General features: G+C 50.0%; 16 protein-coding genes. All 16 read right to left on the reverse strand.

What is annotated here, in order from left to right:
• Positions 1–9 precede the first annotated feature (9 nt).
• The 16 genes from DESLBE_RS07105 to DESLBE_RS07180 all read right to left on the reverse strand — a co-directional run bounded on the left by DESLBE_RS07105 (position 10) and on the right by DESLBE_RS07180 (position 14,073).
• Entirely contained in the window at positions 10–873 is an 864-nt protein-coding gene (locus tag DESLBE_RS07105; protein WP_144675983.1) for an ATP-binding protein, read from the reverse strand.
• On the reverse strand, positions 851–1,726 hold the full coding sequence (locus DESLBE_RS07110; protein WP_144675985.1) for an ATP-binding protein: 876 nt from the start codon (positions 1,724–1,726) through the stop codon (positions 851–853). Before DESLBE_RS07110 ends, DESLBE_RS07105 begins: the two co-directional genes overlap by 23 nt.
• Position 1,727: 1 nt before the next feature.
• Positions 1,728–2,096, reverse strand: coding sequence for a NifB/NifX family molybdenum-iron cluster-binding protein (locus tag DESLBE_RS07115; protein WP_015943770.1), 369 nt, complete (start codon positions 2,094–2,096; stop codon positions 1,728–1,730).
• A gap of 43 nt (positions 2,097–2,139) precedes the next feature.
• Positions 2,140–2,517 (reverse strand): DUF134 domain-containing protein, encoded by a 378-nt coding sequence (locus tag DESLBE_RS07120; RefSeq protein WP_144675987.1) that lies wholly within the window; start codon positions 2,515–2,517, stop codon positions 2,140–2,142.
• Between the two features lie 181 nt (positions 2,518–2,698).
• Positions 2,699–3,712 carry a D-glycerate dehydrogenase gene (locus tag DESLBE_RS07125; RefSeq protein WP_015943768.1) on the reverse strand — a complete coding sequence of 338 codons (1,014 nt, stop codon included), beginning with the start codon at positions 3,710–3,712 and terminating at the stop codon, positions 2,699–2,701.
• Positions 3,702–4,346 (reverse strand): fumarylacetoacetate hydrolase family protein, encoded by a 645-nt coding sequence (locus DESLBE_RS07130; RefSeq protein WP_144675989.1) that lies wholly within the window; start codon positions 4,344–4,346, stop codon positions 3,702–3,704. The genes DESLBE_RS07125 and DESLBE_RS07130 overlap by 11 nt, the downstream gene beginning before the upstream one ends.
• Positions 4,347–4,472: 126 nt before the next feature.
• The gene (locus DESLBE_RS07135) at positions 4,473–5,363 is read right to left on the reverse strand and encodes a dihydrodipicolinate synthase family protein (RefSeq protein ID WP_005813878.1); all 891 of its coding nucleotides are present in this window, start codon (positions 5,361–5,363) and stop codon (positions 4,473–4,475) included.
• A 78-nt stretch (positions 5,364–5,441) separates the two neighbouring features.
• A complete protein-coding gene (locus DESLBE_RS07140) occupies positions 5,442–6,077 on the reverse strand; it encodes a hypothetical protein (RefSeq protein WP_144675991.1) in 636 nt (211 codons plus the stop codon).
• 3 nt (positions 6,078–6,080) lie between these two features.
• Positions 6,081–6,800 (reverse strand): 4Fe-4S binding protein, encoded by a 720-nt coding sequence (locus tag DESLBE_RS07145; protein WP_018213286.1) that lies wholly within the window; start codon positions 6,798–6,800, stop codon positions 6,081–6,083.
• 36 nt (positions 6,801–6,836) lie between these two features.
• A complete protein-coding gene (locus DESLBE_RS07150) occupies positions 6,837–8,348 on the reverse strand; it encodes a tripartite tricarboxylate transporter permease (RefSeq protein WP_005813871.1) in 1,512 nt (503 codons plus the stop codon).
• Positions 8,349–8,359: 11 nt separating this feature from the next.
• On the reverse strand, positions 8,360–8,812 hold the full coding sequence (locus tag DESLBE_RS07155) for a tripartite tricarboxylate transporter TctB family protein (protein ID WP_011461124.1): 453 nt from the start codon (positions 8,810–8,812) through the stop codon (positions 8,360–8,362).
• Between the two features lie 2 nt (positions 8,813–8,814).
• Positions 8,815–9,486: a hypothetical protein gene (locus DESLBE_RS07160; protein ID WP_005813868.1), complete on the reverse strand. Its 672-nt coding sequence runs from the start codon at positions 9,484–9,486 to the stop codon at positions 8,815–8,817.
• Positions 9,487–9,498: 12 nt separating this feature from the next.
• A complete protein-coding gene (locus DESLBE_RS07165) occupies positions 9,499–10,239 on the reverse strand; it encodes a 4Fe-4S binding protein (protein WP_018305242.1) in 741 nt (246 codons plus the stop codon).
• 156 nt (positions 10,240–10,395) lie between these two features.
• A complete protein-coding gene (locus DESLBE_RS07170) occupies positions 10,396–11,406 on the reverse strand; it encodes a tripartite tricarboxylate transporter substrate binding protein (protein WP_005813864.1) in 1,011 nt (336 codons plus the stop codon).
• Between the two features lie 155 nt (positions 11,407–11,561).
• Positions 11,562–13,232, reverse strand: coding sequence for a dihydroxy-acid dehydratase (gene ilvD / locus DESLBE_RS07175; protein WP_144675993.1), 1,671 nt, complete (start codon positions 13,230–13,232; stop codon positions 11,562–11,564).
• 28 nt (positions 13,233–13,260) lie between these two features.
• The gene (locus DESLBE_RS07180) at positions 13,261–14,073 is read right to left on the reverse strand and encodes a sugar phosphate isomerase/epimerase (protein ID WP_005813860.1); all 813 of its coding nucleotides are present in this window, start codon (positions 14,071–14,073) and stop codon (positions 13,261–13,263) included.
• Positions 14,074–14,094: the final 21 nt, after the last annotated feature.

Below are 14,094 nucleotides of genomic sequence, written 5' to 3' on the forward strand. Positions count from 1 at the left end.
TTAGATCCATCACATTGTTATAAGGTTCATCACCTTGTTGTAGACCTCTCTTACTGCTGTTCCCGATGCGCACTCACTATCGACAATCGTCAGCCCCTTATTGATAGCTTCAACGGCAGCGGCATCAAAAGGAATTTTTCCCACCAAGGGCAGTTCCTGTCTTTGGCAATACTCCTCGATTCTCTCCGTATGGTCGGGGTTGGTATCCGATTTATTGATACAGATGGCAGCTTTCGTACCGAATTTGGCCGCTGTGTTGATGATGCGCTCCATGTCGCTGATGCCTGATAAGGAAGGTTCCGCCACAATCAAAACCATATCCACGCCGCTGAGGGAGGCTATGACAGGGCAGCCAATTCCGGGGGAGCCGTCAATAATCGCCAGCTCGGCCGCACCCGCCGCCCCTTTCAGCTGCTTCTTGACCTCTGTGACCAACTTGCCGGAGGTCCCGCTTCCCATCTTCAGTTGTGCTGTTGAAAATACCTTTTCCTGATGGATATACAGCATCAATTCACCGGCCCCGGCAGGCTTTAGAGTTATGGCCCCGGCCGGACACAGAGCCTGACAGACCCCACAGCCTTCACAGGCAAAGGGATCTACCCTATATGTACTCCCTGCTGAAACAGCCTCAAACCGGCAGTTTTGTCTGCATTGATCGCATTGGCTGCACAGTTCGGGATCTATCTGGGCTTTGGGCAGCCCATAGTAATCCAGCTTCGCTGGTTCTGAGCTCTGTCCTGCAATGAGGTGCAGATTGGGAGCATCCACGTCACAATCCCCATAAGCCCTGGCGTCGGCAAGCTTTATCAAGGCACTGGCTATGGTGGTTTTTCCAGTACCTCCTTTCCCGCTAAGAATAAGCAGCTGTTTCATGCTGCACCTCCTTGGTTACTGTTTCTAGGAGAGCGGAAAACAGAGCCTTGTATGGTTCACTTTTCCTGACGGCAATTTCGGCATTGGAATTCAATCTTCCCAACTCATGATCAAAAGGCAGGCGGCTTAAGATCTTAATATTTTTTTCTAAGCAAAACGTTTCAGCTGGATTTTCTCCTTCCAGGCTTTTGTTCAGCACAACCCCGCAGGGCTTATTAAAGATCTTGACCAGCTCATGGACCATATTGAGATTATGAACGCCAAACAAGGTCGGCTCGGCAACCAACAGGCAGTAATCCGCATCCTTGATGCTCTCCATAACACTACAGGCACTGCCCGGAGGACAGTCGATGAAGGTGAGTTGGTCGGATTCCGGTTCGTTCTTATCCGATTTATTCTCATTGAGAAGCTTTTTTATGATCGGGACACCTGAAACTTCACCGATATTGAGCACTCCGGTATAGACCCTTACCTGATCAGACAGCCCTTTTTGAACTTTGCCGATACCCTTTTCTTTCTCAGTCAGAGCCTTTTCGGGACAAAGGAGGATACAACCCCCGCAGGAATGACAAACCTCTTCAAACACGAGCAGCTTTTCTTTTATGTAGGCAAGGGCATTGAATTGGCAGAAATCCACGCATCTTCGGCACCCCTGGCACAGTGTATCCTCAACCCTGGGAATTTTGACTGTTATTTCTTCCTCCTGAAGGATTTCAGGTTTAAAGAAGAGATGTCCATTGGGTTCTTCAACATCACAGTCTATATAGGTGGAGCGCTGGGCTGCCGCAGCCAAGTTCACCGCTACCAGTGTTTTGCCGGTGCCGCCCTTGCCGCTGAGAACAGCTATCTTCATACTAATGGCCTCCGTGGCCATGTAATCCGGCATGAATTTCATCAAGGGCAGGAAGTTTTCCGGCCTTAAAAGCATCAATATTATCTTTGGCCCAAAGGGTTGTGGTTTTAAACAGTTTAATCTCAGCCGCTCTTAAGACCTCGGCTGCATTTTCTCCGCAGCGGGGCACAAGCAAAGCGTCAACCTTATGATCGACGATGATTTGAGCAGCTTTAACCCCTGCGCCTCCTGTGCTTGCCGCTGCGCTGTTGCTAAAAAAGCTGCCTTCTTTGGTTTCCAGATCATAGATAAGAAAATAAGGAGCCCGTCCGAAGGATACACAGACATTGGTCCCTATATTTTTCTCATCCACAGGTATAGCTATCTTCATAAGAATCCTCCCTTCTTTCTCACTGAAATAACTTCGCAGATACTCAGTTCTCTCCCTCCTCTTTATCTGAGCAACCCATTCTTCGTCTGCGCTTATAGCAGCCCTGGCCGCAGCCATTTCCTAAGCCGTCGCAAAGCCGGTATTCTCCTCCTTCGATCTGCAGCACTTTACCATTCACTAAGGATTCAGCCAGTTTCTTCCTCGCTTCGATATAGATCCCCTGAACCGTAGTGCGGGCGACATTCATCTTTTTCGCACACTCTTCCTGGGTAAACCCTTCCAGGTCAATAAGCCTTATGGTTTCATATTCGTCAACTGTCATCTTTACCTGGTTCTGATCACCTGCATTCAAGTCCAGAGGACCGAAGCGATTGCTTTCAGGCAGACAGCAAACCTTTCTCCATTTCATGGGTCTTGGCACCGAGTTCACCTCCTCAGAGTTTATGACATATGTCATCTATGCTTAGTATACTCCATTAATGACATATGTCAATATAGATTTTATTTTTTTTAATTTTACGGGCTTTCATTCATAGCGGGTGGGCAATCCGAGAAGACTCAGAATGGAAAACCCCCGATCACTTCCTGTGACCGGGGGCTGACTATAGGACAAGATGTTTTAATTCAGGTACACACTGCGGGGGTATCTCTCTTTTTAGTCCGATGAGCAGGTTTTCTGCTGCCATCCTAGCCATAGCCAAACGAGTCCTGGTAGTTGCCGAACCAAGGTGGGGCAGGGTAACCACGTTCTTAAAGCGGAGCAAAGGATGATCCGGAGGGATGGGCTCCTTCCTGTAGACATCCAGGCCGGCACCGAGAATCCTTCCTTCACGAAGAGCCTCCACTAAGGCCTCCTCATCCACCGTCTCCCCCCGGGAAGCGCTGATAAATACAGCCGACCGCTTCATAAGCCCGAACTCCCGGCCACTCATCAGATTCACTGTCTGCGGGGAAAGAGGGGCGAGAAGCACTACAAAGTCCGACCTTTGCAGAAGCTCTTCCAAGGTACAATAGCGCGCATCAAAACGCTGCTCCGCTTCAGGATGGCGGGAACGATTATGATATAAAATGTTCATATCGAAGCCCCATTTCCCTCTTTGGGCAAGGGCTCTGCCGATCCGGCCCATGCCGATAATGCCTAATGTTTGATGGTGAACATCCATACCAAAAAGATCCGGGGTAACTGTTTCGTTCCACCGTCCTGCTTTGACATAGCGATCCAGCTCACATAAACGGCGGGCGGTGCTAAGCATAAGTCCAAAAACCAAATCGGCGACGGTGTCATCCAATACATTGGGGGTATGAGTGCCGAGAACTTTCCTGGCTTGCATCTCCCCTATATCGAAATTGTTATATCCTACAGATATATTGGCGACGATTTTCAGCTTCGGGGCTGCATCAAGAAGTTCTCCATCGATCTTTTCCCGGTTGATTAAAAGCCCATCCACATCTCCCAACTGTTTCAGCAGTTCACTCCGGGGGATATCCCCGCTGCCTTCCCATTTTGAATACTCACAGTGCCTGCCGATCCATTCTTCAACTTCCTGGGGAACTTGGCGGGCGATCAAAACTTTGGGCTTGCTTCCATCCTTCAAAATACCGCACTTACTCACCAATGAACAGCTCTCCCACTTGCTCTTCCTTCCACTTCAGTACAAAATGGTCTCCAGCAGCGGCTACACCGACACCGGCAGGCGTTCCGGTGAAAATAATATCCCCTTCAGCCAATCCGAAGTGTTGGGCACAGAATTCTATGATGGTGGGAATATCAAAAATCATCTCCTTGATATTTCCTCTTTGCACTTCCTGTCCATTCTTCTCAAGGGTAAAATCATGGCCGGCCGTCCCCTCCAGCCCTTCGAAAGGCAGCCATCGGGATAGTACCGCTGAGTTAGGGAACCCTTTAGCCAGCAGCCAGGGCAGTCCTTTTTTCTTCAGTTCATCCTGGACCTCTCTTAAGGTAAAGTCAATCCCTACAGCTATTTTATCAATAACCGCTTCGGCCTTCATGCCGGGCTCATAGTTTTTGCCCACATGGACAACCAATTCCGCCTCGTAATGGACATTCCCCTGGTCTTTGGGCATGGCAACGGTCTGCCCCTGACCTTCCACCAGAGCATGAGTGGGCTTAACGAAAAGAAACGGGGAAGTTGGAACCGCATTGTTGAGTTCCTTGGCATGCTGCAGATAATTGCGACCAACACAATAAATGTTTTTTATCATCCGATGTATCCCTCCAAAACCTTGCATTTCCGTTTAGTAAGGTTAATTATAACCTAAAATCTTTTTTCAGCGTATTTTTTCTGGTATATCTCCGGAGAGAAGAGATGAAATGTTTTCAGTGCTTTTCAGGTAGTAGAGCAGGAGGAGCGAAACTTAACGGCAGACTTCCTGGGTGTGCTTAATAATGGCCGCCAGCAGCTCCCTGTCTTCGTCACCTAAGGGCATCAACGGCTTGCGGGGTTCACCGCCATACAGACCAATCAGCTCAAGGGCCGCTTTCAAACCACCGACACCCCAGCGGGCGGTTACTGCATTATTGGCTTCGATCAGATTCAACTGCAGCTCCTTTGCTTCAGCAAATTTACCCTTGTCAACAAGCTCCTGAAGCCGGGCGCACTCGTTGGGGAACACATTGGCCAAAGCCAGGGTTCCACCGGCAGCTCCTAAGGCCAAGCTGGCGAACAGAAAGCTGGCCGAGCCGGCAAAAACTGCAAAGTCATCCGGTGCGGAGTGAATAATTTCCGCGATTTGGACAATATTGCCGCCCGAATCCTTGATTCCGATAATATTAGGGTGGTCAGCCAGTTCGGCTACCAATTTGGCGGAAAGATTGATGCCGGAGTTCCCTGGCATATTATAGAGAATGATCGGAATCGGGCTGGCCTCTGCTACTTCCAGGTAGAACTTTTTCAGCACAGTATCATTCATGGCTTTTTTGAAGTAGTTCGGGCTTAATACCAGGGCTGCGTCAGCCCCTGCTCCGGCGGCAAAATGATTGAACTCAATAGTTTCCTGAGTGGACTCACACCCCGTTCCGACAACGACCGGTTTCTTACCCTTTGCCTGAGTGCAGACGGCAGTGATGAGTTGACACTTTTCTTCCGGACTGAGCATGATAAATTCACCGTTGGAGCCCATGACCACAATTCCCTCCAGTTGGGAAGCCAGCCAGAATTCCATATTGCCGGCCAGCTCATCAAGGGCAATTTTATTATCCTTAAAGGGGGTAGGAATGGGAGCATATATACCATGAAGCTTGAACATAGTCTTACCTCCATACTTTCATATAAATAAGAGTTTTGTATTTGACGGCTCCAGTTCCAGGGCTGTTATGCTCCAGTTCTAGGACTGTTGAGCACTTTGCTGCTCAAGTAATTTCTCGGCACGCTTCTGGTTAAAAATGCCGCAATAACAGGGTTTAGCCAGAATTTTGGACGCTTTCTCCGGAGTCATCCGTCCCTCAGCAACCGCCTTTTTCACTTGTTTGACAAGGCCGGCAGCGATCATGCCATGACCGCACATGGTGGTAAAGCACATAATCTCTTCTTCCGGAAGCAAAGCTGTGGCACCATGAACACCTAAGGAAATCCCTACTGAATGAGGTTCCAAACCCACTTCTTCACAAATTCCTTCCACTTGATCCACAAGCCCTGTGACCACCACGGATAATCCCACTTCTTCTTCTTTGAGCTTTTTAAGGACATTGACGATTTTTTCCCGCTCATGGAAAGCGCACATCACCGGCGAATTGTCCTCAGTTTTAGCCATTAGTTCCTGAGGATCAATGCCCATTGTGAGGTTTTCCTGGGTTGTCAGGGAACCCAGATTGGTAGGTCCTTGCTCGAAAATGATTTCCAGGGTGCGCTGAACCTTAGGAGTACAGCCCACATGGTTGATTCCCATAGCCGGCCTGGATATAAACACAAAATCCTCAGCAAAACTCTCTTCCGGACCTACCCGGTGCAGTGAATGAGTCATCGCTTAATCCTCCCCCTTCGGTCGTCCCAGTCCCACATTGACCTTCATATTCCTGGGTACATCGATGCCCAGTTCAGCCAGACGCTCCACCACAGGCAAGGTGCCGTCGGGTTCATACCTGGCCACAATCCCCCAGGAGAACATACATTTAGCCTGGCTTGCCGCTCCCCTGATTTTGCCGACAAAATCCTCCAATTGGGCTTCGGGAATGACGAATTCCACAATGGCCGACAAGACTTTCTCGTTGCGCACTTCTTCTTTGATAACCCCCGTATGAACATCTTCCATAAGATAGGTCAACGGGTTATTGGGCTCGAATTCGATGCCTGCCTGAGCAAGGGTCGTGGTAAACACCTCCACATCCCCTATGCGTGTACCCACCCCAGGGCGTCCGAATTCCAAGGCCATACCATAATAGCCCCGCTTAAAGCGGGCGGTCACATCATTGGTTTTGACTTCTTCCGTGCCCCGGCCGCGCACTCCGGTGTTTTCATGCTTTGCTGTGGGATCGCTGAAGACCTTGCGCAGGGAGCGGGGCCACATCATGGTTTCGGCCGGTTCATAAAAGGCCTCAACGGGGCATTCAATCTGGCGGATGCAGATACCGCATTCCACACATTCATCCTGATTAATCTGAGCCGTATCCCCCATTTCGATAGCTCCCATGGGGCAATAGGGAAGACATTCACCACAGCTCAAACATAATTCTTCATTGATTTTCAATAGTATCCCTCCCCGGTCCTTAAGATTTAACTTCTATCAAGCGGCCGCTTTGCCGGAATTTTTGATTACCTGAATGCCTTTCCTAATGAAGGGCCAAATAATCGCCAGGATGGAAATAACCAAGATCGTTCCGGAAATAGGTCTGGTAAAGAATACGGCAGGATTACCGTTGGAAATGATCAGGGATTGTCTCAAGGATGTTTCCAACAAGGCACCCAACACCAAGGCCAACACCATGGGGGTCGCAGGGAATTCCAACTTCTTCATGAAGAAGCCCAATATCCCAAACAGAATGGTCAGACCCACATCGAACATACTGTTATTCAGACTGTAAGCACCTATAAGAATGAACGCCATGACGACAGCGTTGAGAATCGGGCTGGATACATTTAAGACCTTGACAAATAAAGGAACGCAGAGCATAGCAGCGATCAGCAGCAGGAAGTTACCAATATACATACTGCCGATAAGGCCCCAGACAAAATCCGGATTGTTCTCAAAAAGCAGCGGTCCCGGTGTTAAACCAAACATCATCAAAGCACCCATCATAACCGCCGTACTTCCTGACCCGGGAACACCTAATGTAAGCAGAGGAACCATAGCCCCCATGGAAGCGGCGTTATTGGCTGATTCCGGGGCTGCTACCCCTTCAATAACCCCGGTTCCGAATTTATCCCCGCGCTTGGAGATTTTCCTGGCTATCCCATAAGAGATAAAGGAAGCAATGGTGGCACCCGCTCCAGGGAGCATGCCGATAAAGAACCCGATTCCGGTTCCCCGGGCGATATGGGGGCCGGCGTATTTCCAATCTTCTTTGTTAGGCAGCTGTTTGCGCCAGGTTAAGTCTTTTTTGCTGACCTTGATCTTTTCTCCCCCTTCAGAGATCACCAGCAGTTCCGCAATACCAAAGAGTCCCATGGCTACCGGGATAAAGTCAATCCCCTCATAAAGTTCATAAGCTCCGAAGGTGAAACGGGGAATCCCTTGAACCAGGTCCAGACCGATGGTCGCGATAAAGAGGCCTACTAAAGCCGACATATAGCCTTTAGCCGGAAATTTTCCGGTCATCCCCCCAATGGTGGTCAAGCCAAGGACCATCAGGGCGAAGTATTCCGGTGGGCCAAAAGTAATGGCGAACTCTGCTAAAGCGGGAGCCAGGAACATAAAGAGCACAACGCAGACGGTTCCCCCGATGATCGAGGCAAAGGCAGCCATACCCAGGGCTTGGCCGGCCCGACCCTGCTTGGCCAGGGGGTGACCATCCAAAGTGGTCATGACAGCGGAAGCATCACCAGGTGTATTGATCAGAATGGATGTGATGGACCCGCCATACATAGCGCCATAATAAATACCGGCCAGCATAATAATCCCTGCCACGGGATCAGTGCCAAAGGTCAAAGGGAGCAGGATAGCAATCCCTGCCGAAGGCCCAAGCCCTGGAAGAGCACCGATAACGATTCCGAACATTACCCCGATGACGCAATAGAGTAGATTCATGGGGTCAGTTGCTACAGATAAACCCATGGCCAGGTTTTGTAAAGTTTCCATTCATTTCACCCCTAAAACCCAAATATGCCGTTAGGCAGCGGTACCCCGAGAATCATGCCAAAGAGAACATAAGCCCCAATAGGGGTAACTATTGTTATGGCAATCACCTTTTTCCAGCTTGTCGGACCGGTGAACTTAGCAATGGCTCCGGCCATTATACCAATAGCCAGACCAAGGCCGAGGAATTTCGTCACCAACATGACGAAGATGGCACCGCCGATAATAATACCGGCATTTTTAAACTCAGCTGCATTAAAGGGATGCCTTTCTTTACTTTCGTTTTTGGAAAAACTAAGGAGCAGCAAAACTAAAGCAAGAACCATGATCAATAAGCTGACCCATCTCGGCAGGAAACCGGGGCCGGGAATACCCTTAAGCATATAGTCCAGTTTCATGGCCCCGATGAAGACATAAAGACCGATCAGGAAGATAATGATGCTGGCGATCCGATTAGCCATGCGCATACTTAAAAATCCTCCCCTCCAACTTCTACCGCAGATGCAACCTCAGCTGTAGATGGAGCCACTCTTTCCAGGATGGTTTTGGCGCGTTCCGGGTTGTAGATACCGCAGATACAAGGATGCCCCACTTTCAAGGCTCCTTTCTCCGGCGACATTTTGCCCTGACGTACTTTGGTGATGGTTTCCGCCACTAAAGTTTTGGAAATCAGGCCGTGGCCGCACATGGTGAGAAGCTCCAACGCCTCCTCGGGAGGCAGCTTCTCCTTTTTGCCCCAAATATCCAGGGAGAAGTTAATGGAATGAGGCTTGATCCCATAATCCCCGCACATTTCCAGAATATCCTGAGTAGGACCGGACACGGTGACCGACATTCCTAAATCCAATTCCAGCAGGCGTTCAATAGCCTGACGAATTTTCTCCTTACTGGCGAAATTGCAGCGCACACGGGGTACTTCCATTAAATTGGCTCTAATCTCTTCAATATCCACACCGGAAAGAATCGTTCCTGTTTCATTGGACCCGATATTGGTAGGGCCGACTTGCCAAACTTCTTCCAGGACCTGCCGCAGTTTATCCTTCGACCCCACATGATTGATTCCTGATGCTGCCGTGACCAGGAGCACATAGTCGTTTTTCAGATCGGCTTCCGCTCCCCGGCGATGTAATGAATGCGTCATGTTTTATCCCTCCTATGCCTCACGTATGATTTTATAAGGTCTGCCCATTCCCAAGTTGACTTTGGCATTGGCTCTGGGTTTCATCCCTATACGTTCCAGCTCCGTCAATACCGGTATACTGCCATCTTCTTCGAAGCAACAGATCAGATCAAGGGAGAAGACCGTATCCAGTTCCTTTGCTGTCTCCTTAATAGTTTCTAACAGTTCAGCCATTTGTTCAAGCTTCCCATTGAATTCCACAATGGCGGAAAGAACATTTTCCTGTTTGTACTCCTCTTTAAAGGTTCCTTTAACCCGGTCTGCCATTAAATGAGTCAGAGGATTGCACTCTTCATAGTCAACATGGTGTTTGGCTAAGGCCATGGTCACCTTTTCCACTTCAGCAAAAGTGGTTCCCACACAGGGACGTCCCAACTCGATGGCAATGCCGATTTCCCCGCGGCAGACACGGCCTGTGACATCATTGGTCTTGACTTCCTCGGTTCCCCGGCCGGGTACTCCCGTAACGCCATGGGTGGTGGCGGGATCACTGAAGAAACGTCTCACTTCTCTTGGTGTTCCCTTGATTTGCTCATAGGGCTCATAGATGGCTTTGGTCGGGCATCTTACGACCCGGGGACGAATGCAGGTACCGCATTCTACACACATTTCCTGGTTAATGCTGGCTTTTTTATCCGCAACACTGATGGCTTCCATGGGGCAATAAGGTACACAGATACCGCAGCCAATACATTTTTCTTGATCAATCAGCATGGATTTCCCTCCTTGAAATGACGAATCACGGCAATTTCTATCATATTTTTAGTGAATATATTCACATATAATTTGGCTTATCTTTAGGGAGGAGAATGAGGGGACCTTCAACCTTGGCAAGCCCCCTCTTATTCAGTTCATTTTGCTCCCTAAGTACTATTCAATCTTATCCAAGTACTTAGCATACATTTCGCTTTGCTTTTCGCTGGCTTTCAGGAACTCTTCAGGTCCCATAATCTCTTCTTCCATAAAGTTATTGGCGACGAATTCCTTCCAAGCCGGGGTATCGACGGCTTTTTTAAACATATCATGGAGATAATCCACTGCTTCCTGAGGGATATCCGCGGGAGCTACAACCCCACGCAGTTGGGATAAGACCACATCATGACCTATTTCTTTCAGGGTGGGCACATCGGCCAGCAGACCACCGGCCCGATCTTCAGTGGAAACAGCCAAGGCTCTCATTTTGCCCGCTTCGATCTGGGCGGCTGCTTCGCTTGGTCCTAAGAAACCAAAGGTAACATGGCCGCCCAGAACTGCCGTCATAGTTTCCCCGCCGCCGGCAAAGGGTACATACTTCATCTGTACTCCGGCGCTTTCACTGAGGGCATAGAAGACAACGGCATCCATGGAGAGACCGCTGGAACCACCGGCACTGATGGAATCGGGTTTGGCTTTGGCAGCTTCCAGCAGTTGTTCCATGGTTTGATACGGAGAATTAGCCGGTACAACTAATAAAGTCGGATCTTCGGCAACAGCGATAATATGGGTGAAGTCTTTATAAGATACAGGGGATTGTCCCGATATCGGACCGGTATAGAAACTGGAACTCACTGTACTTAACTCATAGGGGTTTCCTTTATGATCCTTGGCTACGTAGGACCAACCAATGGAACCGGAACCACCGGGTTTATTGACGATGGTAATGGTGGTTGGACAGAGCTTATTGTCATCAACGGTTTTGACCAGAGTACGACAGAATACATCACTGCCGCCCCCTGCTCCCATGGGTACGATAAACTCAAAATTCTTTTTGGGAAAATCTGCTGCAGCGGCTCCGGTACCGGAATTTGATCCTTGGGCTTGATTGCTGCCGCAACCTGCCAATGAACCTAACAAAAGCATCAATGTGGCTAAAATAGCAATCATCCGAAAATGCTTTTTCATGTCCCCAACTCCCTTTTTGTTTTCTGGTGATTCTTAATTTCCTTCTTACCGACTTGTTTTATTGAGTAAGAACCTCGACCCTTCCTCCTGTATAGTGCTTGTTACCTGGTTTAAACCCCCATCACCTCCCTTCAGAAATCCTGCCGGTGCCCCTTCTATTCAAGAACCGCCCCTTTATCTGCCTGACTGACATTGCGGGCATACACCCCTAAAAATCCTTTATTTATGGGACTTTGGCGCGGCGCAAGCTCCGCCATGCGTTTCGTCATCTCGCCGGGGCTCAGCAAAAGGTTAAGAGACTTATGTTCGATATCGATTTCAATCTGATCCCCATCCCGGACGATGGCAATGGGCCCTCCTGCATGGGCTTCCGGGGCAACATGGCCGATGCAGAAGCCCCGGGTTGCTCCGGAGAAGCGTCCATCGGTAATCATGGCCACACTGTCTCCCAGACCCATGCCGGTAAGCAGCGCCGCCGGAATGGACATCTCTCTCATTCCCGGGCCTCCGGCAGGTCCTTCATTGCGAATCACCAGCACATCCCCCGCTTGGATTTCCTTGGTCATGATGTGCTCCAGGAGATGCTCTTCCGATTCAAAGGTTTTGGCCGTTCCTACCTGACGTTTTGGCCCACCCTTAACACCGCTGACCTTGATCACAGCGCCGTCCGGGGCCAGACTGCCTTTCAGGACGACGATTCCCCCCTTGGGCTGGAGCGGATCATGCAAAGGACGGAGGGTTTCCCAGTTCTTCACCTCGCAGAAATGTCCCTCAATGGTCCCCCCGGTTACGGTCAGGGCCTCCTGATTAAGCAAGGGGGCCATGATTTTCAGAACGGCTCCCACTCCCCCTGCCTGATAGAAATCCCATAGGGTGTATTTGCTGGAGGGTTTATACTTGGCAATACAGGGAGTCTGCTCGGAAAGCCTGTCGATGTCGTCGAGGGTTAACTCCACTCCCGCTTCCCTGGCAATGGCCGGCAGATGCAGCACCGTATTGGTTGAGCCGCCAATAGCCATAACAAAGCGCACGGCATTGGCCAGGCTCTCAGCCGTCAGGATCCGGCGGGGTCGCAAATCCTCTTTGACCATTGCCATGATCCGCTGACCCGTCTCTTTGGCCTGACGTCTTTTTTCGGCATAAACCGCTGGAGTAGTCGAGGTGCCCGGCAGGCTCATACCTAAAGCTTCAATCAGGCAACCCATGGTATTCCCTGTTCCCATCATGCCGCAAACACCCACTGTGGTGCAGGTATCGGTTTCAATGGCCGCAAAGAGTTTCTCATCGATGAGCTGCTTCTTGAAAGCTCCCATGCCTTCCTTGATATCCGACATCACCCGCTGCTGTCCTTGTTCGTCAAAATGAGAAAGCATGGGACCCGGTGGCAGAAAGATGGCCGGCAGATTGAGGCGGGCGGCCGCCATCAGCATTCCTGCGGGAGATTTATCGCAGGAGGGGAGAAAGACCAGTCCATCAAACCCGCCTGAACCCACCATCAGCTCAATTTCCGCGGCGACGATTTCCCTGCTGGGCAGGGAATAGTGCATGCCCATTCCCTGGGCTATAGCGTCACAGACGGCAATAGTGTGAAACTCCACAGGTGTTCCGCCGGCTGCCCAAACCCCTGCTTTGACGAATTGAGCAAGCTCCTTATTCGGGTAGCTGCCGGGATGGATCTCCGACCAGGAACTGACAACCCCGATGACCGGTTTGCGAAGATCCTCCTGGGTATAGCCTACGGATTTAAACATGGCCCGGGGATAGGCGCCTTTAATGCCCTCAAACAACTCCTGGGAATTGACTAACATTGGGGTATCCTTTTTCATCCCTTATCCCTTCTCTTTTTCCGCATTTTTAATCGTCATTCAGCAGTTGTTGGATATAGGTGTACGCTTTGGCGGCAGCTTCATAGCAGCTGGGAGACTGCTCGATTTCCATAGAAAGGTAGCGATTATATCCTAAAGCTTTGAGGACCCGGATCATATCGGGAAAATTCAAGTTCCCCGTTCCCGGAACACCTCTCTGATTGTCTGCCAAATGCACATGGATGTTATAATCTTTTGCTTCAATAAAGCTGGCCGCGATGGATTTATCTTCAATGTTCATGTGGAACACATCCAGCATCAGCCGCAAATTGGGAAATTGCTTTGTTCTAAGCCAGACCAAGGCTTCTTGGGTGGATTTAAGATTGTTAATCGCAAAACGGCATTGGGGCTCCAGGGTAATCCATACCTTCTGCTCCTCGGCATACCCGCAGATCTCCTGGAACGCCTGATCCCGTAAAAACTCCGAACGTCCTTCATCTCCCCGGGCAATATCTCCCCGCAGTTTGCCCACGTTGACCTGAGCGCCAAACCGGGAAGCCAAATCAATGGCTGCCTTGGCCCTGGTGATGGCCTCCCTGCGGATCCTTTCATCGGTGGAAGTAAACCGCAATTGGTCTTCAGCAAACATCGGTCCTGTACCAATGGCTGCTAACGCCAAACTATAGTGCTCCAAATGCCGTCCTAATGCCCCCGGGTCAATTTCCCGGGGATCCCGGACAAATAGTTCGATTCCCTGGTATCCAATCTCGTGCAGGCTGGCACACATGTCTGCCAAGGGGCCCTTATAGGCCAGATAGTCAGCCTTTGTTTCAGGGCCGCATACAGTATAGGCCAGTTTCATCCTTATCCGCCCCTTTATACT

The sequence above is a fragment of the Desulfitobacterium sp. LBE genome, assembly GCF_007830365.1.
Taxonomy (GTDB): Bacteria; Bacillota; Desulfitobacteriia; order Desulfitobacteriales; family Desulfitobacteriaceae; genus Desulfitobacterium; species Desulfitobacterium hafniense.

Coding starts and splice junctions, on each gene's coding strand:
- DESLBE_RS07110 (WP_144675985.1), bottom strand. CDS start 1,726: ATGAAGATAGCTGTTCTCAGCGGCAAGGGCGGCACCGGCAAAACACTG.
- DESLBE_RS07115 (WP_015943770.1), bottom strand. CDS start 2,096: ATGAAGATAGCTATACCTGTGGATGAGAAAAATATAGGGACCAATGTC.
- DESLBE_RS07105 (WP_144675983.1), bottom strand. CDS start 873: ATGAAACAGCTGCTTATTCTTAGCGGGAAAGGAGGTACTGGAAAAACC.
- DESLBE_RS07135 (WP_005813878.1), bottom strand. CDS start 5,363: ATGTTCAAGCTTCATGGTATATATGCTCCCATTCCTACCCCCTTTAAG.
- DESLBE_RS07170 (WP_005813864.1), bottom strand. CDS start 11,406: ATGAAAAAGCATTTTCGGATGATTGCTATTTTAGCCACATTGATGCTT.
- ilvD (WP_144675993.1), bottom strand. CDS start 13,232: ATGAAAAAGGATACCCCAATGTTAGTCAATTCCCAGGAGTTGTTTGAG.
- DESLBE_RS07155 (WP_011461124.1), bottom strand. CDS start 8,812: ATGCGCATGGCTAATCGGATCGCCAGCATCATTATCTTCCTGATCGGT.
- DESLBE_RS07140 (WP_144675991.1), bottom strand. CDS start 6,077: ATGACTCATTCACTGCACCGGGTAGGTCCGGAAGAGAGTTTTGCTGAG.
- DESLBE_RS07165 (WP_018305242.1), bottom strand. CDS start 10,239: ATGCTGATTGATCAAGAAAAATGTATTGGCTGCGGTATCTGTGTACCT.
- DESLBE_RS07180 (WP_005813860.1), bottom strand. CDS start 14,073: ATGAAACTGGCCTATACTGTATGCGGCCCTGAAACAAAGGCTGACTAT.
- DESLBE_RS07150 (WP_005813871.1), bottom strand. CDS start 8,348: ATGGAAACTTTACAAAACCTGGCCATGGGTTTATCTGTAGCAACTGAC.
- DESLBE_RS07130 (WP_144675989.1), bottom strand. CDS start 4,346: ATGCAAGGTTTTGGAGGGATACATCGGATGATAAAAAACATTTATTGT.
- DESLBE_RS07160 (WP_005813868.1), bottom strand. CDS start 9,486: ATGACGCATTCATTACATCGCCGGGGAGCGGAAGCCGATCTGAAAAAC.